At 70.3% G+C, this 24,644-nt stretch carries 23 protein-coding genes and 1 pseudogene; 14 read left to right on the top strand and 10 right to left on the bottom strand.

Annotated features, from left to right (window positions below; genetic code table 11):
* Nucleotides 1-18 precede the first annotated feature (18 nt).
* Nucleotides 19-2,019 carry a primary-amine oxidase gene (locus ACO0E1_RS02035; RefSeq protein ID WP_422872650.1) on the top strand — a complete coding sequence of 667 codons (2,001 nt, stop codon included), beginning with the start codon at nt 19-21 and terminating at the stop codon, nt 2,017-2,019.
* Complete coding sequence (locus ACO0E1_RS02030) at nt 2,019-3,449, top strand: amidase (protein WP_422872649.1); 1,431 nt, start codon at nt 2,019-2,021, stop codon at nt 3,447-3,449. The genes ACO0E1_RS02035 and ACO0E1_RS02030 overlap by 1 nt, the downstream gene beginning before the upstream one ends.
* Nucleotides 3,450-3,510: 61 nt before the next feature.
* On the opposite strand, the gene ACO0E1_RS02025 is transcribed toward ACO0E1_RS02030, so the two are convergent.
* Complete coding sequence (locus ACO0E1_RS02025) at nt 3,511-4,248, bottom strand: GntR family transcriptional regulator (protein WP_422872648.1); 738 nt, start codon at nt 4,246-4,248, stop codon at nt 3,511-3,513.
* Between the two features lie 140 nt (nt 4,249-4,388).
* On the opposite strand from ACO0E1_RS02025, the gene ACO0E1_RS02020 reads away from it, so the two are divergent.
* The 9 genes from ACO0E1_RS02020 to ACO0E1_RS01980 all read left to right on the top strand — a co-directional run bounded on the left by ACO0E1_RS02020 (nt 4,389) and on the right by ACO0E1_RS01980 (nt 15,024).
* Complete coding sequence (locus ACO0E1_RS02020) at nt 4,389-5,765, top strand: amidohydrolase family protein (RefSeq protein WP_422872647.1); 1,377 nt, start codon at nt 4,389-4,391, stop codon at nt 5,763-5,765.
* The gene (locus ACO0E1_RS02015; protein ID WP_422872646.1) at nt 5,762-6,295 is read left to right on the top strand and encodes a cytidine/deoxycytidylate deaminase family protein; all 534 of its coding nucleotides are present in this window, start codon (nt 5,762-5,764) and stop codon (nt 6,293-6,295) included. Before ACO0E1_RS02020 ends, ACO0E1_RS02015 begins: the two co-directional genes overlap by 4 nt.
* Before the next feature lie 109 nt (nt 6,296-6,404).
* The gene (locus tag ACO0E1_RS02010) at nt 6,405-7,010 is read left to right on the top strand and encodes a cysteine hydrolase family protein (RefSeq protein WP_422872645.1); all 606 of its coding nucleotides are present in this window, start codon (nt 6,405-6,407) and stop codon (nt 7,008-7,010) included.
* Nucleotides 7,003-8,391, top strand: coding sequence for an amidohydrolase (locus tag ACO0E1_RS02005; RefSeq protein WP_422872644.1), 1,389 nt, complete (start codon nt 7,003-7,005; stop codon nt 8,389-8,391). Before ACO0E1_RS02010 ends, ACO0E1_RS02005 begins: the two co-directional genes overlap by 8 nt.
* 111 nt (nt 8,392-8,502) lie before the next feature.
* Nucleotides 8,503-10,083 carry an ABC transporter substrate-binding protein gene (locus tag ACO0E1_RS02000; RefSeq protein ID WP_422872643.1) on the top strand — a complete coding sequence of 527 codons (1,581 nt, stop codon included), beginning with the start codon at nt 8,503-8,505 and terminating at the stop codon, nt 10,081-10,083.
* Nucleotides 10,084-10,151: 68 nt separating this feature from the next.
* Entirely contained in the window at nt 10,152-11,195 is a 1,044-nt protein-coding gene (locus ACO0E1_RS01995; RefSeq protein WP_422872642.1) for an ABC transporter permease, read from the top strand.
* A complete protein-coding gene (locus ACO0E1_RS01990) occupies nt 11,188-12,915 on the top strand; it encodes a dipeptide/oligopeptide/nickel ABC transporter permease/ATP-binding protein (RefSeq protein WP_422872641.1) in 1,728 nt (575 codons plus the stop codon). Before ACO0E1_RS01995 ends, ACO0E1_RS01990 begins: the two co-directional genes overlap by 8 nt.
* Nucleotides 12,912-13,724: an ABC transporter ATP-binding protein gene (locus ACO0E1_RS01985; RefSeq protein ID WP_422872640.1), complete on the top strand. Its 813-nt coding sequence runs from the start codon at nt 12,912-12,914 to the stop codon at nt 13,722-13,724. The genes ACO0E1_RS01990 and ACO0E1_RS01985 overlap by 4 nt, the downstream gene beginning before the upstream one ends.
* A gap of 22 nt (nt 13,725-13,746) precedes the next feature.
* Nucleotides 13,747-15,024 (top strand): metal-dependent hydrolase family protein, encoded by a 1,278-nt coding sequence (locus ACO0E1_RS01980; RefSeq protein ID WP_422872639.1) that lies wholly within the window; start codon nt 13,747-13,749, stop codon nt 15,022-15,024.
* Between the two features lie 20 nt (nt 15,025-15,044).
* Here the strand turns inward: ACO0E1_RS01980 and ACO0E1_RS01975 are convergent, their stop codons facing one another.
* A complete protein-coding gene (locus tag ACO0E1_RS01975) occupies nt 15,045-15,740 on the bottom strand; it encodes an alpha/beta fold hydrolase (RefSeq protein WP_422872638.1) in 696 nt (231 codons plus the stop codon).
* Nucleotides 15,737-16,387, bottom strand: coding sequence for a cyclase family protein (locus ACO0E1_RS01970; RefSeq protein ID WP_422872637.1), 651 nt, complete (start codon nt 16,385-16,387; stop codon nt 15,737-15,739). The genes ACO0E1_RS01975 and ACO0E1_RS01970 overlap by 4 nt, the downstream gene beginning before the upstream one ends.
* Before the next feature lie 75 nt (nt 16,388-16,462).
* On the opposite strand from ACO0E1_RS01970, the gene ACO0E1_RS01965 reads away from it, so the two are divergent.
* The gene (locus ACO0E1_RS01965) at nt 16,463-17,284 is read left to right on the top strand and encodes an N-acyl homoserine lactonase family protein (protein WP_422872636.1); all 822 of its coding nucleotides are present in this window, start codon (nt 16,463-16,465) and stop codon (nt 17,282-17,284) included.
* 21 nt (nt 17,285-17,305) lie between these two features.
* On the opposite strand, the pseudogene ACO0E1_RS01960 reads toward ACO0E1_RS01965, so the two are convergent.
* From ACO0E1_RS01960 to ACO0E1_RS01940, 5 genes and pseudogenes are all read right to left on the bottom strand, one after another.
* Nucleotides 17,306-17,586, bottom strand: a pseudogene (locus ACO0E1_RS01960) (methionine synthase); the annotation flags it as partial.
* An 80-nt stretch (nt 17,587-17,666) separates the two neighbouring features.
* The gene (locus tag ACO0E1_RS01955) at nt 17,667-18,206 is read right to left on the bottom strand and encodes a hypothetical protein (RefSeq protein WP_422872635.1); all 540 of its coding nucleotides are present in this window, start codon (nt 18,204-18,206) and stop codon (nt 17,667-17,669) included.
* A 65-nt stretch (nt 18,207-18,271) separates the two neighbouring features.
* Nucleotides 18,272-18,844: a hypothetical protein gene (locus ACO0E1_RS01950; protein WP_422872634.1), complete on the bottom strand. Its 573-nt coding sequence runs from the start codon at nt 18,842-18,844 to the stop codon at nt 18,272-18,274.
* Nucleotides 18,841-19,473 carry a hypothetical protein gene (locus ACO0E1_RS01945; RefSeq protein ID WP_422872633.1) on the bottom strand — a complete coding sequence of 211 codons (633 nt, stop codon included), beginning with the start codon at nt 19,471-19,473 and terminating at the stop codon, nt 18,841-18,843. Before ACO0E1_RS01945 ends, ACO0E1_RS01950 begins: the two co-directional genes overlap by 4 nt.
* Before the next feature lie 143 nt (nt 19,474-19,616).
* Nucleotides 19,617-20,114 (bottom strand): hypothetical protein, encoded by a 498-nt coding sequence (locus ACO0E1_RS01940; RefSeq protein ID WP_422872632.1) that lies wholly within the window; start codon nt 20,112-20,114, stop codon nt 19,617-19,619.
* Between the two features lie 972 nt (nt 20,115-21,086).
* Here ACO0E1_RS01940 and ACO0E1_RS01935 point away from each other — a divergent pair.
* Nucleotides 21,087-21,347 carry a hypothetical protein gene (locus ACO0E1_RS01935; RefSeq protein WP_422872631.1) on the top strand — a complete coding sequence of 87 codons (261 nt, stop codon included), beginning with the start codon at nt 21,087-21,089 and terminating at the stop codon, nt 21,345-21,347.
* A gap of 165 nt (nt 21,348-21,512) precedes the next feature.
* On the opposite strand, the gene ACO0E1_RS01930 is transcribed toward ACO0E1_RS01935, so the two are convergent.
* Nucleotides 21,513-22,562, bottom strand: coding sequence for a methionine synthase (locus tag ACO0E1_RS01930; protein WP_422872630.1), 1,050 nt, complete (start codon nt 22,560-22,562; stop codon nt 21,513-21,515).
* A 21-nt stretch (nt 22,563-22,583) separates the two neighbouring features.
* Nucleotides 22,584-23,564: a putative oxygenase MesX gene (locus tag ACO0E1_RS01925; RefSeq protein ID WP_422872629.1), complete on the bottom strand. Its 981-nt coding sequence runs from the start codon at nt 23,562-23,564 to the stop codon at nt 22,584-22,586.
* 72 nt (nt 23,565-23,636) lie between these two features.
* On the opposite strand from ACO0E1_RS01925, the gene ACO0E1_RS01920 reads away from it, so the two are divergent.
* Nucleotides 23,637-24,578 (top strand): LysR family transcriptional regulator, encoded by a 942-nt coding sequence (locus ACO0E1_RS01920; protein WP_422872628.1) that lies wholly within the window; start codon nt 23,637-23,639, stop codon nt 24,576-24,578.
* Nucleotides 24,579-24,644: the final 66 nt, after the last annotated feature.

Below are 24,644 nucleotides of genomic sequence, written 5' to 3'. Positions count from 1 at the left end.
ACCTGCAGAAGGAACGCCATGAGCAGCACCGTCCACGTCCTCGACCCGCTCACGTCCGCGGAGATCGCCTCCTTCGTCCAGGCGGTCCGCGACTCCGGTCGGATCGGTGCCCGTCCGCGGTTCTGGGGGATCGCCCTCGACGAGGAGAAGGCGCGCGGTTCGGTGGCCGGCGGTGCACGCCCGGTCCGACTCGTCGTGATGGACCCGGACGTGCACGCCGCATGGGAGGTGCGGGGCTGGACCGCCGGTCCCGACTCGCCCGCCATCGTGGAGCTGTGGACGGACGTCGACCACCGTCGTCCCGGTGTCTCGAGTGACGAGGCGCGCCTCATCGCACAGGCCGCCCGGAACTCCCCGCTCATCGTCGAGGCGCTCGCGAAGCGCGGCATCACCGACACCTCGCTCGTCTGGGTCGACCCCGAGTCGATCACGGGCTTCGTGCCGGAGGACCTCGCCGACCGCAGGCTCAGCTGGGGCACGGTCTGGTACCGCGAGTTCCCGGAGGACAACGGCTACGCCCGACCGGTCGCCGGACTCGTCCCGATCCTCGACCTGGACACGCTCGAGGTCGTCCGCATCGAGGACCACGGAGTCGTCCCGATGGCGAGCGAGACCGGCGTCTACACCTCCGGCACGTGGGGTCCGGACCGCGAGGTGTCGGCGCTCGACATCGTGCAGCCGGACGGCCCCGGCTTCGCCGTCGACGGCCACGAGGTCCGGTGGCAGAACTGGTCGTTCCGCGTCGGCTTCTCGCACCGCGAGGGCCTCGTCCTGCACGACCTGACCTACCGCGACGGCGAGGTCGAACGGCCCGTGCTCCGCCGTGCCGCCGTGAACGAGATGTACGTCCCGTACCTCGACAGCGACCCGACGGCGTACCGCAAGAACTTCTTCGACTGGGGCGAGTACGGCGCAGGTCCCCTCACGGCGAGCCTCGAGCTCGGGTGCGACTGCCTCGGGGAGATCCGCTACTTCGACGTCGACTTCCTGGACGGGCACGGCGAACCGCAGACCATCGTGAACGGCATCTGCCTGCACGAGGAGGACGACTCGATCCTCTGGAAGCACGTCAACACCCGCACCGGCAGCGCAGAGGTCCGCCGCGGTCGCCGGCTCGTCATCTCGAGCTTCGCGACCGTGGCCAACTACGACTACGGCTTCTACTGGTCGCTGTACCAGGACGGCTCCGTCGAGCTCGAGGTCAAGCTCACCGGCATCATGTCCGTGTCCGGGATCGCCGACGGGGAGCAGCCGCGGTCCGGCCGGATGGTCGCCCCGAATGTGCAGGCCCCGACCCACCAGCACTACTTCGCCGTGCGGCTCGACACCGCCGTCGACGGACCGCTGAACCGGCTCGTCGAGGTACACGCCGAACCGGAGCCGGACGAGGCGCTGAACCCCTACGGCAACGCCTGCATCGCCGTCGAGACGCCGATCGTCTCCGAGACATCCGCCGCCCGCACGACCGACCCCGCGCGCGCCCTGCACTGGCGGATCGAGAGCGAGTCGGCGCGGAACCGCTTCGGCGAGGCGACCGCCTACCGCCTGGCGATCAAGGACACGGCCCAGCTGCACGTGCGTCCCGGCAGCATCGTCGAGCGGAAGGCGCCGTTCGTCGCGAAGCACCTGTGGGCGAGCGCGTTCGACGCCGAGGAGCGCTTCATCGCCGGCGAGTACCCGAACCAGGGCGAGCTCGGCGACGACGGCGTGCACGTCTGGCAGCGTGCCGACCGCTCGCTCGAGGACGAACGCCTCGTGCTCTGGCCGGTCCTCGGCGTGCACCACTTCCCGCGGCCCGAGCAGTGGCCGATCATGCCCGTCGACTCGATCGGCTTCCGATTGGAGCCGGACGGGTTCTTCGACCGCAACCCGTCCCTCGACGTGCCCCCGTCGGCGTCGGCCCACTGCGCCCCGGGCGCAGGCCACGCGGGCCACGACCACGCCGGCCACGACACGCACGCTGCGCACGACGGGCACGTCCCCGCCGAGCAGCAGCACGACCACGAGGGCGGCCGCTGATGCCGCAGCACGACGCTCCCGAGCACCTCGCCGACTGGTCCGCCGTCCGCCTCGCCGACGCCGTCGCGACCAGGGAGGTGTCAGCGGTGGAGGTGATGCGCGCCCACCTGGAACGGATCGAGGAACGCAACCCGGGCCTCCGTGCCGTGGTCTCGCAGCAGCCGGACTCGGTCTCCCTCGCCGCGGCCGAGGCAGCCGACCGTCGCACCGCCGAGGCTCGCGCCACCGGCGAGCCGCTCCCGCCGCTGCACGGCCTGCCCACCGCGGTGAAGGACCTGATGGACGTCGCCGGGTTCCCGACCACCAACGGGTCGGCCGCGTTCGCGGACGCTCGACCGGCCCAGCACGACAGCGTGCTCGCGACCCTGCTCCGCGACGCCGGCGCGATCATCATCGGGAAGACGAACACCCCGGAGATGGGGCAGGGCGTCCTGACGTTCAACCCGGTCTTCGGGACCACCGTGAACCCGTGGGACCCGTCGCGGCACGCGGGCGGGTCGAGCGGCGGTGCCGGCGCCGCGCTCGCCGCGCGGATGCTGCCGATCGCCGACGGCTCGGACAGCGGCGGGAGCCTGCGCTACCCGGCGGCGTTCTGCAACGTCGTCGGTGTCCGTCCGAGCCCCGGCCGGGTGCCGAGCGGCCGGACCGGCAACGCCTGGACGCCGCACGGCGTGACCGGTCCGATGGCGCGTGACTCGGCCGACGCGGCTCGCTTCCTGCAGGCGCTCGCCGTCGAGAAGTCCGTCTGGCCGATGTCCGCGATGCCCGTCCACCCCGTGCGACCCGTCCAGGTCGACGGCCTGCGGATCGCCTGGAGCGACGACGCCGGTGGCCTGCCGATCGATCCCGCCGTGCGGGCCGTGCACCGCGCGTTCGCCGAGCAGCTCGTCGGACTCGGTGCCGTCGTCGAGCCGGACGAGCCCGACTTCACGGGCGCGGACGAGGCGTGGGAGACCATCGAGACGTTCGAGTTCTTCCTCGGCGGTCGGCACGCGGTCGACGCCGGCGCGCGGGGCTTCCGGCCCGACTACGTCCGGAACGTCGAGCAGGGTCGGGCCACGACCGCGACCCGGCTCGCGGACGCCTACGAGCGACGGACACGCATGTACCGGGACACGGCGGCGGTCCTCGACCGGCACGACGTGCTGGTCCTGCCGGCCACGCCGGTCGTCGCACCGCCCGCAGGGGTCGAGTGGGTCGACGAGGTCGACGGGCACCGGTTCGACCGGTACTTCACCTGGCAGATGCTCGCCAACCGGCTGACGCTCGCGGCGCACCCGGTGGTGGTCACGTCGGCGGGCTTCACGCCGGACGGGCTGCCCGTCGGCGTCCAGGTGGTCGGCCGGTACGGGCGTGAGGAGCAGCTGCTCGCGGTCACGCGCGCCATCGAGGAGGCGACCGGCTGGATCCGGCGGGTGCCGACCTCCTGACGGCCTGGAGGCGCGGGGCGGCCCCGGTGGGTCGGCCGCGCTCGGTGCGCGGCCGACTCGGTCAGCCCGTGAAGACCGTGGACGAGCGGCGCTCGTACCAGTGCGCTAGGTGCTCACCCGCGCGCAGGACGTGCTCGCGCATGAGGCCGGCGGCACGGTCGTGGTCCCCGGCGACGAAGGCCTCGACGATCTCCTCGTGCTCTCGGAAGTTCTCCTCGCGGTGGCGGGAGTTCTCACGGAGCACGAGTCCGGAGACGTTGCGGGGGAACGCGTCGTTGATCTCGACGAGCATGCGCGTCAGCCGGGTGTTCCCCGACGCGCCGTAGATCAGCCCGTGGAACTGGTCGTTGTCGACGCCCTCGCGCTGCTTCGGCTGCTCGCCGGTGCCGGTGCTGGTGCCGGCACCGCCGTCGGCGCCCTCGTCTCCGGCTGCGGCGAGCGATCGCTCGTACATCGCCTGGTTCACGGAGCGGAGCTGGGCGATGGTGGCGTCGTCGAGCCGGTCGACGGCGCGACGTGCCGCGAGGGACTCGAGCTCGGCGCGGACCTCGTACGCCTCACGGACCTCCCACGGCACGGGGACCCGGACGACGGCACCACGGTTCGGGACGACCTCGATGAGCCCCCCGGTCTGCAGCTGCCGGAGCGCCTCGCGCACGGGCGTCCGGCTGATGCCGAACTGGGCGGCGAGGTCTGCCTGCCGGAGCGGGGCGCCGATCGGGATCTCGCCGGACATGATCTTGGCGCGGATGCGGGCGGCGAGGTCGTCGACGAGTGCGTTGCCGTCGGTGGTTGTCACGTCGTGGTCTCCCTCGGTGCGTCGTCGCGGCGGGCGCCGCTGGCGGCGGGCGCCGCCCGCGGTCTGCGCCGCTGCGGTCCAATCCTGCCAGGTGGTGTACCCCATTGCCGTATCCGACTCGCCCATGATTGGATCCAATCATGGTCATCCTGCTCGCCACCACGATCGCGGCGGCCCTGGTCGCGCTCGTGCTCGGTGTCGTCGGGGTGCGCAGGGTGGGCCGGTTCACCCTCGTGGCCGAGGTTGCCATGCTCGTCGCGATGGTCGACGTCCACGTGCCGGGGCTCGGCGTGGTGCCTGCCCCGTTCTGGGCGCTCGCGCTCGGGGGCTGTGCCCTCGGCACCGCGCTCGTCGACCGCCTGCGCCGTGCGTCCAGACCGGACGCCGACCACCTGCACGCGCTCGGCATGCTGCTCGGAGCGGGGTTCGTCCTGCTCGACGGCGCGGCGTCGCACGGGGTGGCTGCGTCCGCCTCGACACACGACCACGGTGCCGTCGTGTTGTTGCCGCTGGCGGTCGCCGTCGTGGTGCACGCCGGGATCGTCGCCCACGGACTGCTCGGCCGTCGACTGCCGCGCGTCGAGGCTGCTCGCCGCGCGCATCGCTCGCGAGCCTCCTCGCGATGGGAGCGATGGTCGTGGTGCACTGACCAGCCCCGCTCGACCGATCCCTCGCAAATTGGATCCAATTCTGGCAGTATCGGATGTCATGTGGGCGATCACGGCCCACCAGCCGCCGACGAGGAGACGCTCACGATGATCATCGACGCCTACAACACCACGCAGGACCGCCGCGGTCGCAGCGACTACCTCAGCGGCGTGCGACCCGGCGAGGAGCCCCCGGCGTACACGCCCTTCGATGCGAAGCGCATCCTCGACCGCATGGACGCGGCCGGCGTCGACCGGGCCATGGTCTGCTCGCTCGCCCAGGGCATCGAGAACGACTTCCTGATGGACCTCGTGGCCGCGCACCCCGACCGACTGTTCGGCTTCGGGCAGGTCATGCCGCAGTGGGAGAACGCCACCGACGAGATCCGCCGCTTCGCCGACGGCGGGCTGGTCGGGCTGAAGCTGCACCCGAGCCTGCACGGCTACCACGTCGCCGACCACGGACTGCTCGACCCGCTCTTCGAGACCTGCGCCGAGCTCGGCCTCCCCGTGCTCATCAACGCCCTCGACGACGCGTTCTGTGCGCCGTTCGCCATCGAGGAGATCGCCAAGGGACACCCGACCGTGCCGACGATCATCGCCCACATGGGTGCGGTGTGGAACGTCCCGGAGGCGATCATCGTCGCGGAACGGAACCCGCACGTGTACCTCGAGACCTCGGCCACCCTGATGTCCGACGTCAAGCGGGCCTACGCCCGGCTCGGCGCCGAGAAGATCCTGCTCGGCTCGGAGTGGCCGGGGAGCGACTTCGACCTCGAACGGATGAAGATCGCCAAGGCCATCCCGGACGAGGCCGACCGGGCCCTCGTCGAGGGCGGCAACATGGCGCGCATCATGGGCTGGGCGTGACCGACGCGCCCGTCCCGTCTGCTGCGGACCGGCCGGTGCTGCACGGGCCGCCACCCGGGATGGACGACAGCGACCGCGAGCTCCTCGAGGTCGCGACGACCCTGCTGGCAGCCCGGTACCGCGCCGGGGTGCACGAGGTCGCGGCGGCGCTCCGGCTGGCCGACGGGAGCGTCGTGACCGGCCTGCACGTCGAGGCGTCCGCCGGGCGGGCGTCGGTCTGCGCCGAGTCCGCTGCCCTCAGTGCGGCGGTCGTCGCCGGGCAGCCGGTCGTGTCGGTCGTCGGCGTGCTCCGGCGACCCGCCGGGAGCAGGCACCTCATCGAGCCGTGCGGCGTGTGCGCGGAGCTCCTCGCCGACCACGCGCCCGATGCGCGCGTGTGGGTCGCGGTCGGCGACGGCTTCGGGCAGGTCGCCGTCGCCGACCTGCTGCCGTTCCGTCGTCGCCGTTCGGCCCGTTCCGCCGGTTCGGCCGGTTCGGGTGGTCCGGCCGGTTCGGGTGGGCCGGCCGGTTCGGCAACACCCGAGGCTTAACACGGCGGAAACGCCACTGACCCGTTCGGTGTCCGAGTGCATCGGAGGATGACGATGACGACGGGCACCGGTCCCCACCCGAGCGCCCCCGTCGTGAAAGGAACCACCCATGCTCGCCGTCTCCGGCAACCCCGTCCTCGTCGTGGTCGACATCCAGGGAGGCGCCGCCTCGACGATGCCGACACCGGGCATCCCCGTCATGAGCGGTCGCGCCGAGCGTGCGCCCCGTGTCCGTGCCCTCATCGAACACTGCCGCAGGGCCGGCGTCCCGGTCGTGTTCATCCAGGAGGTGCACAAGCCGGACCTCGTGGACATCGGCCGCGAACTCGACGGCGCCGAGGGGCCGCACTGCATCGAGGGGGACGCGCAGACCGAGCTCGCCTCCTGGCTGGATCCCCGCCCCGAGGAGTTCGTGATCCGCAAACGCCGCTACTCGGCCTTCTTCGGCACCGAACTCGAGATCGTCCTGAAGGCCTACCGCGCCGGTACGCTCCTCCTCGTCGGCGGCCTCACCGACGTGTGCATCCACTACACCGCTGCGGACGCGCACCAACACGACTACGCCGTCCGGGTCCTCACCGACTGCGTCGCGGGGTCGAGCGAGCGGGCGCACGATGCGACCCTCGAGGCGATCCGGTACCTGCAGCGCGACGCCCTCGTGACCGCGGCCGACGTGCACACCTGGCTCGACGAGCGGGAGCCCGTCGGTGTCTGACGCTCCCGTACCCGCGCCCGGCCGCGCGGCCCGGATCGTGGTCGGGGCCATCCGGACGATGGACCCCGAGCGGCCGACGGCCGAGGCGATGCTCGTCGTGGCCGACCGGATCGCGGCGGTCGGGTCCCTCACCGAGGTGCGAGCGGCCGCACCGGTCGATGTCGTCGAGGACCACGTCCCCGGGACCGTCCTCCCCGGTTTCACGGACGCCCACTGCCATGCGCAGCGTGCCGGCCTGAAGGCACTCCAGCTCGTCGACGCCGGAGCGGACGCCGAGACGTTCTCCGCCGCGATGCTCGCCGACGGGGACGCCGATCCAGACGCCCCCGACTGGCTCGGCGAGACGCCTCCGACGATCGACGACCGACTCGCCGCGATCGCTAGGGTCCAGCCGCTCCTGCACGCGATGGGCTTCACCGGTGTCGTGGACCCCGCCGTCACGCTCCCGGAGCTCGAGGGGTACCGCGAGGCGTACGGCCGCGGACTCCTGACGATGCGTGTGGTCGCGATGCCCTACCCGGAGATCGGCAGCCCCGCTGTCCCCGACGTCGACGCAGCGCTCGCCCTGCTCGGCACCATCGACGGCGTGACGGGTGACGGCGACGACCGGCTCCGGCTCGGGCCGATCAAGGTCTACTACGACGGCGAGGGCATGAAGGGCCAGGCGCTGCTGGAGGCGCCCTGGTCCGGCGACGACCACGGCGTCCAGCGCATCTCGGCGGACGACTTCGCTCGGCTCGCAGCGGGCTGTGTCGCATCCGGGTGGGGGCTCGGCGTGCACGCGGTCGGCAGTCGCGCGGTCGCCGAGGTGCTCGACGGGCTCGAGACGGCCGAGCAGCGCACCGGTCGCCCGGTCGCACCACTCCGGTGCCAGCTCATCCACGCTTACCTCGAGCCGAGCCCGGAGAGCACGGCGCGTGCCGCTCGTCTCGGTGTCGTCGCGTCGCTTCAGCCCTCGATCGCGTGGAAGAACGCAGCGGGGCTCCGTCGACGGCTCGGCGACCGGGTGGACCCGGTGAACCCGATGCGGTCCTGGCTCGATGCCGGCGCGGTCGTGGCGATGGGGTCCGACGCGCCCTACTTCCCGTTCGACCCACGGGAAGTCGTCCCGATGGCGTCGGCGCGACGCATGCGGGGCTCCGATGCGCCGGTCGGGCCAGAGCAGTCGATCTCGGTCCTGGAGGCGGTCGCCGCCTACACCCGCGGATCCGCTCATGCCGCGTTCGCCGAGGACCGTCGCGGGGTCCTCCGACCCGGGGCGCTCGCCGACTGGGTGCTGCTCGACGTCGATCCGGCCTCGTGCTCGCCGGAGGCCTTCGCCGAGGCCCGGGTGCTCCGCACGGAGGTCGGCGGAGAGACGGTCCATCCCGTGGAGATGTAATCCACCCGAAACATAGTTGGATGCGTATTGTCTTAGATTGGATCCAAGTTGGACCCGGACCCTGGGACTGACCCCCTGGCATCACCCCGAATCCCATTGGAGGACAGCACCATGGTGAGGAAGCGCATCCTCGTCGGCGTCGCAGTGGCGACCGCCGTCGGCCTCTCCCTGAGCGCGTGCACCGCGTCCGGCAACGCCGGTACCGGTGGCGGCTCGTCGACCACCGACACGATCAACGCCGAGCTCTGGTACGCACCGGCGACGTTCGACCCGGCGAAGGCCTCGGCCAGCTCCGACGTCGAGGTCGCCCGACTCGGCTTCGACACCCTGCTCCGCCAGGCCGAGGGCGACGACGGCGGGTACGTCGGCGGACTCGCGACCAAGTGGGACGCCGAGTCGGCGTCGAAGTACGAGTTCACCATCCGTGACGGCGCGACCTGCTCCGACGGCACGAAGATCACGCCGAGCGTCGTGGCGAAGTCCTTCGAGTACCTCGTGGGTCTTGACGACTCGGGCGCGCAGACCTGGAAGAACCAGGCGTTCGGCTCCGGCGACCCGACCTTCACCCCCGACGACTCCGCGGGCACCCTGACGATCTCGCTCAGCGCACCGTACTCGCAGCTGCTCGGCGGCCTGACGCGCCCCGGCACCGGTGTCATCTGCCCGGCCGGCATCGCCGACCCGAAGGGCCTCGCCGCCGGCACCGTGAAGGGCGCCTGGTCCGGTCCGTACACGCTCACGAAGTCGTCGGCCGGCAAGAGCGTGCAGTACTCGCTCCGCTCGGACTACGACGCCTGGCCCGACTGGAAGACGGTCGAGGGCAAGCCGGCCAAGACCATCAACATGACCGTGCAGGGGGACTCGAACACGAGCGCCAACCTGCTGCAGTCCGGCGGTGTCGACGTCGCGCGCTTCTACGACTCGAACGCCGAACGGTTCGAGAAGGGCGACTACTCGACGGTGAAGTTCGCGAGCTCGGCGTACAACCTCGTGTTCAACGAGGCCGAGGGCTCCGGCTCGGTGTTCGCAGACAACCAGCCCCTGCGTGCGGCCGTCGCCCAGGCGATCGACACCAAGGGCTTCAACGACGCCGGACTCGACGGCCTCGGGGTGAAGCAGACGACCGTGAACGCCGCGAGCTACCGCTGCGCCGTGGACGGCTCGTCCCTCGTGCAGTCGTACGACCCGAAGGCCGCGGCCAAGGAGCTCGAGGGCAAGACCATCCGCCTCCTCATGATGTCGAACTGGGACCCCGCTGCCGACTTCCTCGCGGAATCGCTGCGGAACGCCGGTGCGACCGTGACGGTGTCCGCGCCCGACCCCGCCGACTGGACGAAGCAGATGCGGACCGAGCCGAAGACCTGGGACGTCGCGATCGCGGCCGAGGACGCACAGGTCGGTCTGATCAACCTCTCGATCGCCCGGTACCTCGGTGCGACCTACCCCGACGGCGGCACGAACGTCTCCTCGAGCGACAACCCCGAGGGCGTGAAGGCGTATCAGGCAGCGATGGCGACCACCGATGCCGACCAGCAGTGCGCCGACTTCGAGACCGCGCAGAAGTCGATCCTCGAGCGCGTCGACATGACCCCGCTCATCACGGACACGCACCGCTACGTCGCCCGCAAGGGCTTCGCAACGCACGTGTTCTCGGGCTACTGGGACCCGTCCGCGATGCGGATCGTCGGCTGACCCGCTGACCGCGCGCACCACCAGCAACACCCACCACCGCCCGGACCGGAGCACCTGGAGGACCCACGATGAGCACCACCACCGTCGACCATCCCCCCGTGCCCGGTCCGGGCGACCCCGTCGCCGCTGGTCCCCGAGCCGCGAGCCTCGGGAGCGCCTGGCGGCGGTTCCTCCTCCGCCGCGCCGTCGGTCTCATCGTCAACCTCGCGTTGCTCGTCCTCGTGACCTTCCTGATCGTGCAGCTCATCCCCGGCGACCCGGCCACCGCCATCGCCGGTGACACCGCGACGCTCGCGCAGGTCGAGCTGGTCCGGCACCAGCTCGGCCTGGACCAGCCGATCCCCGTCCAGCTCTGGCACTACGTCGCCGGCGTGGTGCAGGGCGACTTCGGGGACTCGTACAAGTACCGGATCCCGGCGATGGACGTCGTGATGACGGCCGTGCCGTACACGCTCACCATCACGATCGCCGCCGTGCTGCTCCTCCTCGTGCTCGGCCTGGGGCTCGGGATGACGGTCGGGGTGCTGACCCGCGGCGACCGCCACCGCTGGCTCGACGTGTCGTTCACGGCCGTGACCGGGCTCATCTCGTCCATCCCGGTCTACGTCCTCGCCACCGGATTCGTGGTCGTGTTCGCGGTCCTGCTCCACGTCCTGCCCCCGGCCTACTCACCGGCCTACGACTTCGGGGCGGCCGCCGTCCTGCCGATCGCCTCGCTGACCATCGGCGGCACCTGTTCCGTGGCGCGCATCGTGCGGCGTGAGACGGCGGTCATCCTCGAGCAGGACTACATGCGCACCGCGCGCGGATGGCGGCTGCCGGCACTGTCGATCTACGCGAAGCACATGCTGCCGAACCTCCTCACCACGGCGCTGACGCTCTCCGGGATCATCCTGACCGCGCTGCTCGGCTCCGCACTCATCACCGAGGCGGTGTTCGCGTGGCCGGGCCTCGGTGGCGTGATCGTGCAGGCGATCGCCGTGGACAAGGACTACCCGGTGATCCGCGCAGCCGTCTTCGTGATCGGCCTGATCTCGCTCGTGATCACCCTCGTCATCGACATCATCTTGGGTCTCATCGACCCGCGCACCCTCGGAGACAAGCGTGGCTGACACCATCACCGCCGTCCGCGCCGCCAGTGTCGACCAGCCGGCACGGCCGCGGGCGTTCAACTGGAACGCGGGACTTGTCGTCGGTCTCGTCATGTTCGGACTGATCCTCCTCGTCGCGGTCGTCGCACCGTTCGTACTCGGTGCCCAAGCGCGGGGCATCGGGGGCACGGCCGGCCTCGGCTCGACCGCGGAGCACCCCCTCGGTACCGACACGCTCGGTCGCGACATGCTCGCCCGCACGCTCGTTGCCACCCGTGCAACGGTCGTCATGGCGCTCGCCGCCACGGCGCTCTCGGCGGTGGTCGGCATCGCGCTCGGCATCGGCGTCTGGCTCGCACCGACGCGGCTCCGCGAATTCGGTCTCCGTGCGATCGAGTTCGCCGTCAGCTACCCGACGATGCTCGTCGCCATCATCGTCGCCGCGATCCTCGGGCAGGGGACGGTCCAGGTGGTGGTCGCGATCGCCGTCGCCAACATCGCCGGGTTCGCGCGGCTCACGGCCAACCTCGCCGCCAAGATCTCCACCAGCGAGTACGTCACGACCGCCCGACTGATGGGCGTCCCGGCGCACCGGGTGGCGGTGCGCCACGTGCTCCCGAACATGGCAGAGCCGACGCTGATCCTCATCGCGGGCGCGTTCTCCGGGTCGCTCGTCGAGATCTCCGGCCTGTCCTTCATCGGGCTCGGCGCGCAGACCCCCGCCTTCGACTGGGGCACGCTGCTCAACGACGGCCTCGACCGCATCGCGGTGAACCCGATCGTCATCGTCGGTCCGGCAGTCGCCCTCACCTTCGCGTCCCTCGCCGCCCTGCTCGTCGGGGACGGCCTCGCCGCAGCCGCGAACCCGCGGTCGAACTCGACGCGGGCCCGGACGACGCGATCCCCCGAGACGTCCACGCTCGCGGTCGAGGACGACGCCGTGCTCGTCGCCGACGGCATCACCGTGCGGCACGCTGCGAGCGGTCGACCGCTCGTCGACGACGTCTCGTTCACCATCCGTCGCGGCGAGGTGCTCGGGATCGTCGGGGAATCGGGTTCCGGCAAGTCCCTCACCGCCTCCGTCGTCGCCAAGCTGCTCAGCGAGGGGCTCGAGGCCTCGGCTCGCCGACTCGAACTGGGCGGCGTCGACCTGCTCGGCCGCGTTCCGGACCGTGTGCTCGCATCGCGGATCGGCCTGGTCTACCAGGACCCGGGCACCGCCCTGAACCCGGCGATGGTGCTCGGCATCCAGCTGTCCGACGTCCTCAGGATGCGCCTCCGCCACAGCCGACGCGACGCCCTGCGGCTGCTGACACAGGGGTTCCGGGCCGTCAAGCTCACCGACCCCGAGGGGCGCCTCCGCCAGTACCCGCACCAGCTCTCCGGCGGCATGAAGCAGCGCGCGATGATCGCGTCGGCGATGAGCACGAAGCCGGACCTGCTCATCGCCGACGAGCCGACCACCGCGCTCGACGTGACCGTCCAGCGCGAGGTCCTCACCGTGCTGAAGCGCATGAACGAGGACTCCGGGACGGCCGTGCTCTTCATCTCGCACGACCTCGGCGTCGTCCGAGCGCTGTGCGACCGGGTGCTCGTGATGCGCAACGGATCGATCGTGGAACGCATCGACGACGTCGCCGCGCTGTCCCCGGAGACGGTCGAGCACCCGTACACGAAGCAGCTGCTCGCGGCCACGCCGGTCGTGACGGTCCCCACGGAGCAGACGGAGGCGCGCGCGTGACCGACACGACCAGGACCCGGAACGCGGTCGCCGACCAGACCGGGCCGATGATCGACGTCCGCGCACTCGACGTCGCATTCGGGTCGACGACCGTGCTCCACGACGTCGACCTCCGCCTCGACCGCGGCCGCACGGTGGGCATCGTCGGCGAGTCCGGCTCCGGCAAGTCCACGCTCGCCAAGGTCCTCGTCGGCACGGTGAAACCGGCCGCCGGGAGCGTCACGGTCGACGGCGTCGACCTCGGCTCGGCGCACCGGTCCGCCCTGCACGCCGCCCGCCGCCGGATCCAGATGATCCCGCAGGACCCCTACTCGTCACTCTCGCCACGGCGGACCGTGGCGCAGACGCTGGCCGAGGCCATCGACCCGATCCGTCCGCGCGTGTCCGTCCACGAAGGACTCATCGGCAGCTGGCTCGAGCGGGTCGGGCTCGCACCGGACATGATGCACCGCTACCCGCACGAGTTCTCCGGCGGCCAGCGGCAACGGATCGCGATCGCTCGCGGGCTGGTCATCGACCCCCACCTCGTGATCGCCGACGAGATCACCTCGGCGCTCGACGTGTCGGTGCAGGCGCAGATCCTCGAGTTGCTGGCCGAAATCAAGGAGTCCCTCGGGCTGACGATGGTCTTCATCTCGCACAACCTCGCCGTCGTGCAGCGCGTCAGCGACGAGGTCGTGGTGCTCTTCCAGGGCGAGGTGGTCGAGTCCGGTCCCGTCGAGCAGATCTACGCCGATCCGCAGCACTGGTACACGCGTCGGCTGCTCGACGCCGACCCCGGATCCGCCCGCTTCAGCCTGGCCGGCTGACCGACCACGGAAGGTTCCGTCAATGGCGGCACGACTCCCGACGACCCCACACACCCCCGGCGTGCTCCGGCTGGTCGGCGCAACACTGGTCGACGGCACCGGCACGCCGCCGCGCGCCGACGCCGAGGTCGAGCTGCACGACGGCATCGTCACCTACGCCGGTCCGCGACGCGAGCCGGCGCCCGGCGTCCCCGTCGCCGACCTCACCGGTACGTGGCTGCTGCCCGGCTTCATCGACGCCCACGTGCACCTCAGCATGGTGCCGACCGCTCCGGAGGAGCAGCGAGCGCGGTTCCCCGAGGAGGACGTGCTCGAGGTCGCCGAGGTGCTCCGCTCCACGCTGCACGCCGGCGTCACCACCGCACGGGACCTCGACGGCCTCACCCCCGGCTACCGGAACGCCGTCGCGCGGGGCACGGTCGTGGGCCCGCGACTCCACCTCGCCATCGCGATGCTCTCGCCCACCGGCGGCCACGCGGACCCCGTCCGGCCGAACGGCTCGCTCCCGGCGTGGGCCGTGCGGTCGGGGATGCCAGAGCCCGGCGTGGTCGACACCGACGAGGACGTCGTCCGTGCCGTCCGCACCCTGCTCCGCACGGGAGCCGACGCGATCAAGCTCTCGACCTCCGGCGGCGTCGGATCACCGACGGACGACCCGGACGACGTCGGGATCACCGAGGAGCAGGTCCGCCTGGTCGTCCGGCTGGTCGGCGAACGCGGTGGGCGTCCGGTCGCCGCACACGCCCTGACCGATGCAGCCGTCCGCGCGGCGGTGCTCGGCGGCGCGTCGAGCATCGAGCACGGGTACGACCTCAGCGACGAGACCATCGCGCTGATGGTCGAACGCGGGACGGCGCTGGTCCCCACGCTCAGCACGCTGCTCCGCGAACTCGACCCGACCACCACCTCCGACGAGCGCCTGCGGCACCGTGCCGCCCTGCACGAGCGCGGCCTCGACAGCGTCCGTCGCGCCGTCGCCGCCGGGGTTCCCGTCGCGCTCGGTACCGACGCCGGCGTCCATCCGCACGGCCGCAACCTGGCGGAGCTCGCACGGCTGGTACAGGTCGGTCTGACGCCGCTCGCCGCCGTCACGGCCGGCACCCTCCACGGGGCGCGGCTCCTCGGACTGGAGGACCGGCTCGGCTCCGTCGAGCCCGGCAAGGTCGGTGACCTGGTCGTCTCGCGCGTCGACCCGCTCGTCGACGTCGGCGCGCTCGCCGACGCTGCCAACGTCCGCGCGGTCCTGCAGTCCGGACGCGCGGTCAAGGACCTCGACGGCCTGGTGACCACGGCCTCCTGACGATGGTCACCGCGTGGTGGTCAGGCGACGGCGGCGATCGCGCGCTCGATGACCGCGACGACCCGCTCGGGGGCGGCGTGGGCCACTGCGTGACTGGTGTCGACCTCCTCGGCGTCCGCGCCCATGCGCGCGACGAAGTCGCGCTGGATCTCCGGGAGCAGGTGCCGGTCGCTCGACGCCACCAGGTACCAGCTCGGCCGGGTGGCCCACGCGGGCTCGCCCGTCGGCTGCTGGAACGCGGCGTCCGCGGTCGCGCGGCGCTCGTACCGTGCCGCCTGCAGGACGTCGTCCGGTACGTCCCAGGCGAGCGCGGCCCGGGACTCCTCGTCGTCGCGGGTGACCCACTCGCCGTCCGGGCCGCGGTCGGTGTACCGCGAGACGAGGGCGGGTTCGCTGCGTTCGACGATCGCGGAGACGGACTCGCCGGCGTCCGGCGCGAACGCCGCGACGTAGACCAGACCCACCACGCGCTCGTGCGTACCGGCGTTCGTGATCACGGCACCGCCGTACGAGTGCCCGACGAGCAGGACCGGACCGTCGACCGCGTCGACGAGTGCGCGCACCGATGCCTCGTCGTCCCGCAGTGACGTCAGGGCGTTGTCGGCGAGCGTGTAGGCGATGCCGCGAGCACGCAGGAGCGGCGTGACGGAGGACCACGCCGACGGTGACCCACCGGCACCGTGGACCAGGACGACGTGCACCGTCGAGGTGCTCACGCGCCGACCGCCGCGACGAGGGGGAGCAGGACGGTCGGGGCCGGCGCGGCCTCCCGCCCGGCGAACGGCACCGGCTGGCAGACCATGAGGTAGTCGCCCGGGTCGACGTCGGACAGGTCCGCGTTCTCGAGGATCACGATGCCCGCCCCGCAGAGCGCGACGTGCGTCGGCCACGCCTCGGTGTGTGCGGGTGCCTCCATCGTCATGTAGTCGATGCCCGCGAACCGGACCCCGTTCTCGACGAGCCACGCGGCACCGCTCGGGCCGAGGCCGACCCACGTGTCGGAACGCACGTTCCGAGTCAGCGCGTCGGTCGAGTTCCGGGTGCGGAAGAGCACGCGCTCCGACCCGCCGGCTCCGGCGCTCGCGAGGTCCTCGGCCGTGATCTCCTCGGCGACGTGACGGAGGTCCAGGACCCGGACCGGTCCGACGACGCTGTCCAGCGCGATCTCGTCGACGGTCGCGGCGCCGGGGACGAAGTGCGATGGGGCGTCGACGTGGGTGCCGGTGTGGGCGCCGATCACCCACCGCGAGACGTCCGAGGGGAACCCGTCGGCGATCTGCTCCACCATCTCGTAGGTCGGACGCCGACCCCAGTGCAGCATCTCGGTGTGGATCGGGATGTTGATGTCGATCGCGTCGGTCATGCGTCCCTCCGGGAACTCCGGCAGAATGGATTCGGTTTTGTAGTTATTGTATCCAATCAGCGGGAGGGGTCAACCGTGGTCCGAGCAGTCCGCGACCTGGCGGCAGGCGACATGGCGCTCGGGGGTCGCCCGCGTCGCCTCGTTCCCCTCGTGCTCGGGTGGGAGCCCATCCCGGAGTCGATCTCGCTCCGCGGCGGAGACCCGGCCCGGTTCCTCCTCGAACCGGTCACGGCGGTCGCGGTCGTCTTCGACGAGGGCTGGGTGCTCGTCGACGGCGGCTTCGACCTCGACCGCGTCCGGGATCCAAAGCAGCGGGCGGCCCACTACGACCATGCGAACTACACAGCCGTCGTGCCGCCGGGCGATGCGCTGGCCGAGGGGATCGCGGCTGCGGGGCTCGCGTGGGATGCTCTCGCAGCCAGCGTGATCTCCCACGTGCACCTCGACCACACCGGTGGCCTCCGCCTCGTGCCACCAGGTACGCCCGTCGTGCTGCAACGCCGCGAGTGGGAGTGGCTCCGGAGCGGGATCGGACGCCGGGAGACCGTCGTCGTCGGCGACGTCCTCGGCGCCGACGTCGAGGTGCGGCTGGTCGATGGGGACACCGACCTCGCGCCCGGGCTCGGCGTGCTCGACACCCGAGGGCACACTCCTGGTCATCAGTCGGTGCGGGTCGACCTGCCGGACCATGCGGTGGTGTTGGCGTGCGACGCAGCGGATCTCGAGCGGAACCTCACCGAGCGGACGCCGTGCGGGTGGGTCGGCGTCACGGGTGACGAGCCCGACGCCCAGCGGTCCGTCGACCGGCTGGCCGACCTGGCGCGGCTGCCGGGTGTCGAGGTGTGGCCGGGGCACGACCCCGCATGGGGGCCGTGGAGGGGTCCCGCGGGCGGTTGACGGCGATCGGGGAACCGCGGCTCAGCGCGCTGCAGCGACGGCGGAGTCGACGAGCTCGGCCCGCGCGATGTCGGTCCCCGCTGCGAGCGCGCCGAGCTTGTCCAGCGCTGCCCCTCGCGCCAACGGTGTCATCCCGCAGTTGGAGCTCGGGATGAGCTTGTCGGCGAGGACTGCTGCAGCAGCGGGAAGTATTGCTCGTACTGGCGCCACTCCGCCCCGAGCGTCGCCTTCCACTTGTTGTTCGCCTCGATGCCGTACCCGTAACAGATGTGCACGGCGGTCTCCGCGCGGAGGCCGCGGCTTCGCGGAGCCCGATCCGCTATCGGTTGGTACCGGTCGGCGGTTGTCTGTGTGGCGGTCGGGCGGGACGACCCCGAGTTGTTCAAGCGCGATGCGTTGAGCGGTAAGGCCCTGTTCGCGCGTGGAGGCTCGGGCGTACCCGATGAGCAGAGCGTTCTCGGCGCGAGGACCCGCACACGGTGCGACGGCCAGTTCGGATCTCGCCGAGCACCTTCCGCCAGGCCGCCGTGAGCGTGGCGAATTCATCGTCGGAGACGAGGTCGCGCATCCCGGTCGCGAGCACCGCGGACCGCACGGCTTCCTCGGCGCCGGCGCGGTCTCGCAAGTGCGCGTCCGAGTGCCGCACTGCGCGCCCGGCCTCCTGCGCGGCCTCGATCTCCTCGACGCGTCCCGCTGCACCAGCGGCCTCGAGTGCGTGCTGCCACGCGGCGACGAGGTCGGCGTTCGTGACCATCCGTCCGTCGGCGCCTCCCTGGATCGCGAGCGATGCGCTCGGTTCCGGCAGCAAGATCCCCTCGTCGGCCTTCCAGGTGACGTCGAGCGCCTCTGCCTCGTCGGCGGTGATCTGCCCGGCGCGGTCGATCATCGCCTGCAGCCCGGCGTTGCTGGTGGTGTCCGTCACGGTGCCCTCTCCGACCGACGCGTCCGCGTGGTCTTGAGGCATCAAGGGCGTCGGTGAGTGGGAGATCAGCGTATTGCTGCGCTGTCCCAGAGGGTCCGTACGTGGTTCGCGATGCGTCTGAGCCACGGGCTTGTCACGAGAACGGAAACTGCCAGAATCGTCATGGCCTGTAGAGCGAGGAACACTTCAAGTCGCAGTGGAATGAACGCGCCTATCGCCCATCCCACGGCGAGGACCGCGGCGATCGCAGGCAGCGTCCTCAGCCCGCCCGTTGAGCTGCGCCAGGTGATGGCCGCGCTGGTCGCGAACCCGAGCGGTACCAGCCCCTGTAACACGATGGAGACCGGGAACCACAGGGTTGGCGCGAGGGCCGGGGACTGCGTGAGCACAAATCCGACCACGGCCGCCGCAGCGATGCCGCGTGCAAGATCGTGTGTCCATACTGCAAGGCCTGCGCACACCGCACCCGAGAGCACCACCGCTGCGGCGATGAACGGCGCCATCCCGAAGCCGAGTAAGTGGAAATCGATGAATCCCAGCGCGTTGTCCACGGCGAGCACGGTGCTGCCGAGCACTGCGATCGTGGCGGTACTGAACGCTGCCGTGCGTGCGACGGCGGGAGTGGACGCGTTTGTCATGGACCTTCCTCGAGCGGGTCGACGGTGTCGCGAACCTGTTGGTAGGCGGTTGCGCACGTTGCCTTCAAGCGATGGCCGATCGGTGATAGCGCTGCTATCCACCGCTCGGTATCCGGGATGTTGCGGATCCGTTTCCGTCCGAGGCTGTTAATCGCCGCGTGCAGTTCCGCGGTGACGCCCGGGAACAATGCCTCGTACTGCTTCGCCGAGCCGCTGCGCTTCCCCGGATGTTCCACGTACCGTTCCCCTTCGCTTGCGACGAAGCGCGCGCAGGTGGTGAGGTAGTCCTGCTCGGCTGTCAGCTTCGCCGGAACCCCGACGTCGCCGGCGATCTTCGGTGCATCGCGAGGGAACTTCAACGCGTTGACCACGTCGGGTGGTCCGATGACGTACCAGTTCTGGCCGCGCGCGATCATCCGCTCGCTGCTGATGGTGTCGGCCCAGTCCTCGAGTGTCTGCTGAACCGAGGCTGCGTGAGCGTAGACACGGATGAAGACAGAGTCATCGCCGTCCAAGCAATCAAACCCTCGCATCGCATCCCAGAACGCGAGGTCGTCAAGCCATGCGTCGGCATCAGCGCACGGCACGGACTGGCGCAGCTGGTCAGCGATCGACTGCGTCGATTGCACGCTGAGCGCATGCTCTGTCGGACGGGCGCTGGGGTCCGCGGCGTTCGTCCGTGACTCATCGTGTGCGCACCCCGACAGAACGGCTGCGGCAACGCAGCCCGAGGCGATGACCCCGAGACTACGTCGCCGCACACTCTGGCGTATTACTGCCACTGAACGCCAGCCCACCCGATGCCGGTGAGGCCCTTCACCTTCTTGGTGCCCGCGACGTTGCCCCACGGAACATTCTTCGTACGCCCCGTGCCGCAATCAAGCGCCGTCCACGTCGGTGTGTGCTTCGAGTTGAAGGACTTCCCCCACATGCAGGGGCTGGCGTTGCCCTGGTGCTTGTACCACTTGTAGGTCGCCTGTGCTGAGTTGTTCCAACCGATCACATTGCATCCGTTGAGGGACTCGCTCATGACCGCGACGGCCGTGAACGCACGGTCCTTGCAGTCACCCGACCTCGGTGCTGGACCATCTCCAGCCACCACGACCTCGGCGTTGGGGTCAAAGCTCTCATCCACGACGACGTTCGGCGGGATCGAGACACCCGCAGTATCAGTACCCGCAGTCGCGTTCGCTGGGGCAGCCATGACCAGTGCAGATGCAGCGACGGCGGTCGACACGAGCGCCGCGGAGAGCGCGTTGATCGTCTTCATTTCTCACCCTTGAGTTGCCGGTGAAGTTTTACCGGATGAACACAGGGTGCACGATCTTGGGTGGGGTGGCAACCCGAAATCCGGCTGGTCATGCGAGTGGCGTCGACAGTTGAGTGGAGGTCGCTTCGTGGTCGTTTGTTCAGGCGGAGGGGGCCATACTGCGCGTCAAGTTCTCGTGCAGCTGGGCCAGGCTCTTGCCTCGTATCGATCTCATGAGACACGAAATATGTTACACTGATGTTGCGGGACGGGTTAGGCTGCTCCCAGCTCATCTCACCGACGAGAGGCAGGATCACATGCACACCGGCAAGCCGACCCTGCTCCCGTACGCCCGGCAGTGGATCGCCATCCGCTCCGAAGGCCGCGAGCCGCGATGACTCGGTCGGCTGGAACGACTCCATCAGGTCAGGAGAAGTCATCACCCATCCACGCCACCTCGTAGCCACTCTGGTACGACGCACCTCCGATGCCATCGCGATCATCGCCGGCATCGCCGTGATCGCGACCACGAACGTCGGCATCCCCATTGGCCCTCTGCCGTGGTTGTACCTCGTCATCTACTGCCTTTGGCGTGCGATTCGGATCACCACGCGCCGATCCCGAGTCCGCCGTGGCCGCGCGAACCCGATCGTCTCTGCCTCGGAGACCTGGCAGGACCTGCACCTCGGACGGCCCGCCACCACCAGCTCCAGCTCGACGCACGCGATCACCACATCCACCCCAAATGATCCCGTTTGACGATCGGTCGGTTGCCGGACACCAGCGAGCCGTGCGCAGAGAGAGGGGCCCATTGCGGAGTCCGCTTGAGAGCTCCGGACACTGGCGCGCAAGTCTTCGTACAGCCGGCGGCTGACTCAGGTGGGGGAGCATCGCGAAGGGACTCGTCGGGATGGCCGCCTGGCTCACGCTCAAGGAAGCTCATCGAAACGCTCGGAGGTGTCGCAAAGGCGGCGAAGACCTTCTGGAGCAGGAGTGCTTCTCGTGAAGCGGTGGACGCCCGCGATCCGCACGTTCGCGGGGCTCGCCGCCGCAGGACTCGCGCTGGCGTTGTTCGGCCCGCTCTATGCCTGCGCGGTCGCAGTCGCCACGCTGTGGTCCGCCGGGTCCAGCAAGCGCATCGTGGGGAACGCGTTCATTCCGCCAGGAATGACCGTGGACCCCCAGGAAGTGCGCCGATACCGCGTCGAGCATCCGGGAGTGACCATCAGTGAAGCGGTCGCTGGCCGTCAGTAGCCGCAAACGAGCCCCATCGGTAACGATGGGGCTCGCGGTGCAGGTGCTCCCTCATCGGCCCGCGCAATACGACGCGCTTCCCTGTCGGCAGCGTGACCTCCGGGACGGACCCGAGCCGGGCTTCCAGGCTGGATAGCGCCCAGCCGACGCGATGTTCCCGGCGGACTACCGGGCTGACCCGGCGGGGACACTCGTGAGTTCAGCTCGGACGATGTCCGCTCCAGCGGACAGCGCGCCGAGCTTCTCCAGCGCCGCACCCCGCGCCAGCGGCGCCATCCCGCAGTTGGAGCTCGGGATGAGCTTGTCGGCGTCGACGAACTCGAGCGCACGACGGAGCACATCGGCGACCTCTTCCGGCGTCTCCACGGTCTCGGTCGCGACGTCGATCGCCCCGAGCATGACCTTCTTCCCGCGGATGAGCTCGACGAGGTCGAGCGGGACGTGGGAGTGGATGCATTCGAGCGACACGATGTCGATCGAGGACTGCTGCAGCAGCGGGAAGGACTGCTCGTACTGACGCCACTCCGCCCCGAGCGTCTCCTTCCACTTGTTGTTCGCCTCGATGCCGTACCCGTAACAGATGTGCACGGCGGTCTCGGCGCGGAGTCCTTCGGCAGCACGCTCGAGCGCGGCGACGCCCCAGTCCTGCACCTCGTCGTGGAAGACCGTGAACGCGGGCTCGTCGAACTGGATGATGTCGACGCCGGCCGCTTCGAGCTCCCTGGCCTCCTGGTTGAGGATCGTGGCGAACTCCCACGCCAGCTTCTCGCGGCTCTTGTAGTGCTGGTCGGAGAGCGTGTCGATCATGGTCATCGGGCCGGGGAGGGCCCACTTGATCGGGCGGTCGGTCTGCGCTCGCAGGAACTTCGCGTCCTCCACGAATACCGGTGCCCGGCGGCTCACGGCGCCGACGACGGTCGGGACGGCCGCGTCGTACCGGTCGCGGATGCGGACGGTCTCCTTGCGGTCGAGGTCGACGCCGTCGAGGTGCTCGATGAACGTCGTGACGAAGTGCTGGCGGGTTTGCTCGCCGTCGCTGACGATGTCGATGCCGGCGCGCTCCTGCTCGTGGACGGCGGCCCGGAGTGCGTCCTGCTTGCCCTCGGTCAGCGCCGCGCCGTCCAGCTGCCAGGGGGACCAGAGCTTCTCGGGCTCGGCGAGCCAGGACGGCTTCGGCAGGCTGCCGACGATCGAGGTGGGCAGAAGGGTGCTCATGCTCGTGGGGTTCCTAACGGTTCAGTGGGAGGCGACGGCGGCACCGGAGGCCCACCGCTCGAGGAGTGCTCGGTGCGGCTGCACGAGGTGCTCCTCGGTGTAGCGGCCCTGGGTGACGCCGAGGCGGCTGCGTTCCTCGCGGTCGTAGGCGACGCCGGTCGACGTGTAATCCGAGTGCGAGAGGGTCGGACGGTAGGTGCTCGGCGCGGGCGTGTTCGCGTTGTAGATCTCCGGGCGGTAGATCTTCTGGAACGTCTCCATCGTGCTGATCGTGCCGATGAGCTGCAGGTCCGTGTAGTCGCCCAGCAGGTCGCCGCGCGTGTAGAACGCGAGCGGCGCCTTCCCGCCGGCGGGCATGAAGTAGCGCGCCTGCATCCCCATGCGGCCGAAGTAGTCGTCGGTGAGCGACGAGTGCTCGTGCAGGTACTCGGCGCCGAGCACCGGGTGGACGGTGCCCGACTGCCGGTATGTCTGGCTCGTGGAGACGCTGATGCAGACGACGGGCTCGGCATCGAAGTGGTCCTGGAACGCAGGAGACTCCAGGAAGCGCTGGAAGAGCTGGCCGTGCAGGTACCCGAAGTGCTCGGGGATGCCGGCGCTCTTGTCGAGGGTCGGCAGCAGCACGGAGAAGTCGTAGTCGCGGAGGTACGACGAGAAGTTGTTGCCGAGGATCCCCTGGTGGCGCTCGCCGGTGTGCTGTTCCACGATCGTGACGTCGAGCATCTCGAGCAGGGGGAACTGCTCGTCCGAGCCCCCGTCGACGAAGTGTGCGGCGACCGAGACGATGTCGAGCTCCACCCGGTACCGGTCGCCCGACGGGTCACCAGTAGCGAGGTCGTTGCAGCGGCGATCGATCATGGCGATCGCACGACGGAGGTTCTGCTGCCGCTGCTCCCCGCGCGCGAGGTTGGCGAAGTTCGTGGTCAGGCGCGAGCTGTCGGCGGGGGAGTAGTCCTCGTCGAAGCGTGTCCGCGTGATGCTGAAGGTCAGGTCGTTCGCCATCCCCTGATCATGACGGCAGGCGCGGGTCATCGGGTAATCCCCAATCACTATGCCGTCGTATAGCCTGCGCCTATGGCTCGTGTCTCGAACGACATCACCTTGCAGCAGCTCCGGTACTTCATCGAGGTCGCGACGGAGGGCTCGATCAGCGCAGCGGCCGACTTGCTCTACGTCGCGCAGCCGACGTTGTCGGCTGCCATGAAGGACCTGGAGGCTCGGATCGGCCGGGCGCTCTTCGTGCGTTCGGCGCGTGGTGTCGTCCTCACCGTCGACGGCGTCGAGTTCCTGGGGTACGCCCGGCAGGTGGTCGAGCAGGTCTCCCTGCTGGAGCAGCGCTACGTCGGCGGGCAGCCCTCGCGCCGGTTGCTCGGAGTCTCCGCGCAGCACTACTCGTTCGCGGTGGAGGCGTTCGTCCGCATGGTGGAGGGCGCCGCTGCGGACGAGTACGAGTTCTCGCTCCGGGAGACGCGCACGTGGGACATCATCGAGGACGTCCGCACGCTGCGGAGCGAGGTGGGGATCCTCTACCGCAACGACTTCAACCGGCAGGTGCTCGGGAAGCTGCTGCGGGACGCCGGGGTCGTGTTCACGCCGCTGTTCGTCGCGGAGCCGCACATCTTCGTGTCCCGACGGAACCCGATCGCGTCACAGGCGCGTGCGACCCTCGACGACCTCGCCGACCTGCCTCGGCTGACGTTCGACCAGGGCGCGAACAACTCCTTCTACCTGGCGGAGGAGATCCTGTCGACGATGTCGAGCAAGCGGGAGATCCGGGTGTCCGACCGGGCGACGATCTTCAACCTGATGATCGGCCTCGGCGGCTACACGATCTCGACCGGGCTCATCAGTGACGACCTCGACCCGGAGATCGTCGCCATCCCGCTGGACGTCGACGAACGCATCGAGATCGGCTGGATCGCGCACGCGTCGGTCCCCCTCACCGTGCAGGCGCAGACGTACCTGGACGAACTCCGCGCCGTCGTGACGAGCTACGGCGTCGAGCCGCTGGGGTAGCCGTGCGGCAGTCTGCGGACCGCCGCCGGCGGCGTGCGCGGTGACCGGCCTGGAGGCGCGACCCGC

It is taken from the genome of Curtobacterium guangdongense (assembly GCF_049341845.1).
GTDB classification, from domain to species: Bacteria; Actinomycetota; Actinomycetes; order Actinomycetales; family Microbacteriaceae; genus Curtobacterium; species Curtobacterium guangdongense.
The sequence above is the reverse complement of the archived record's forward strand: the minus strand, read 5'-3'. Positions and strand labels throughout refer to the sequence as shown.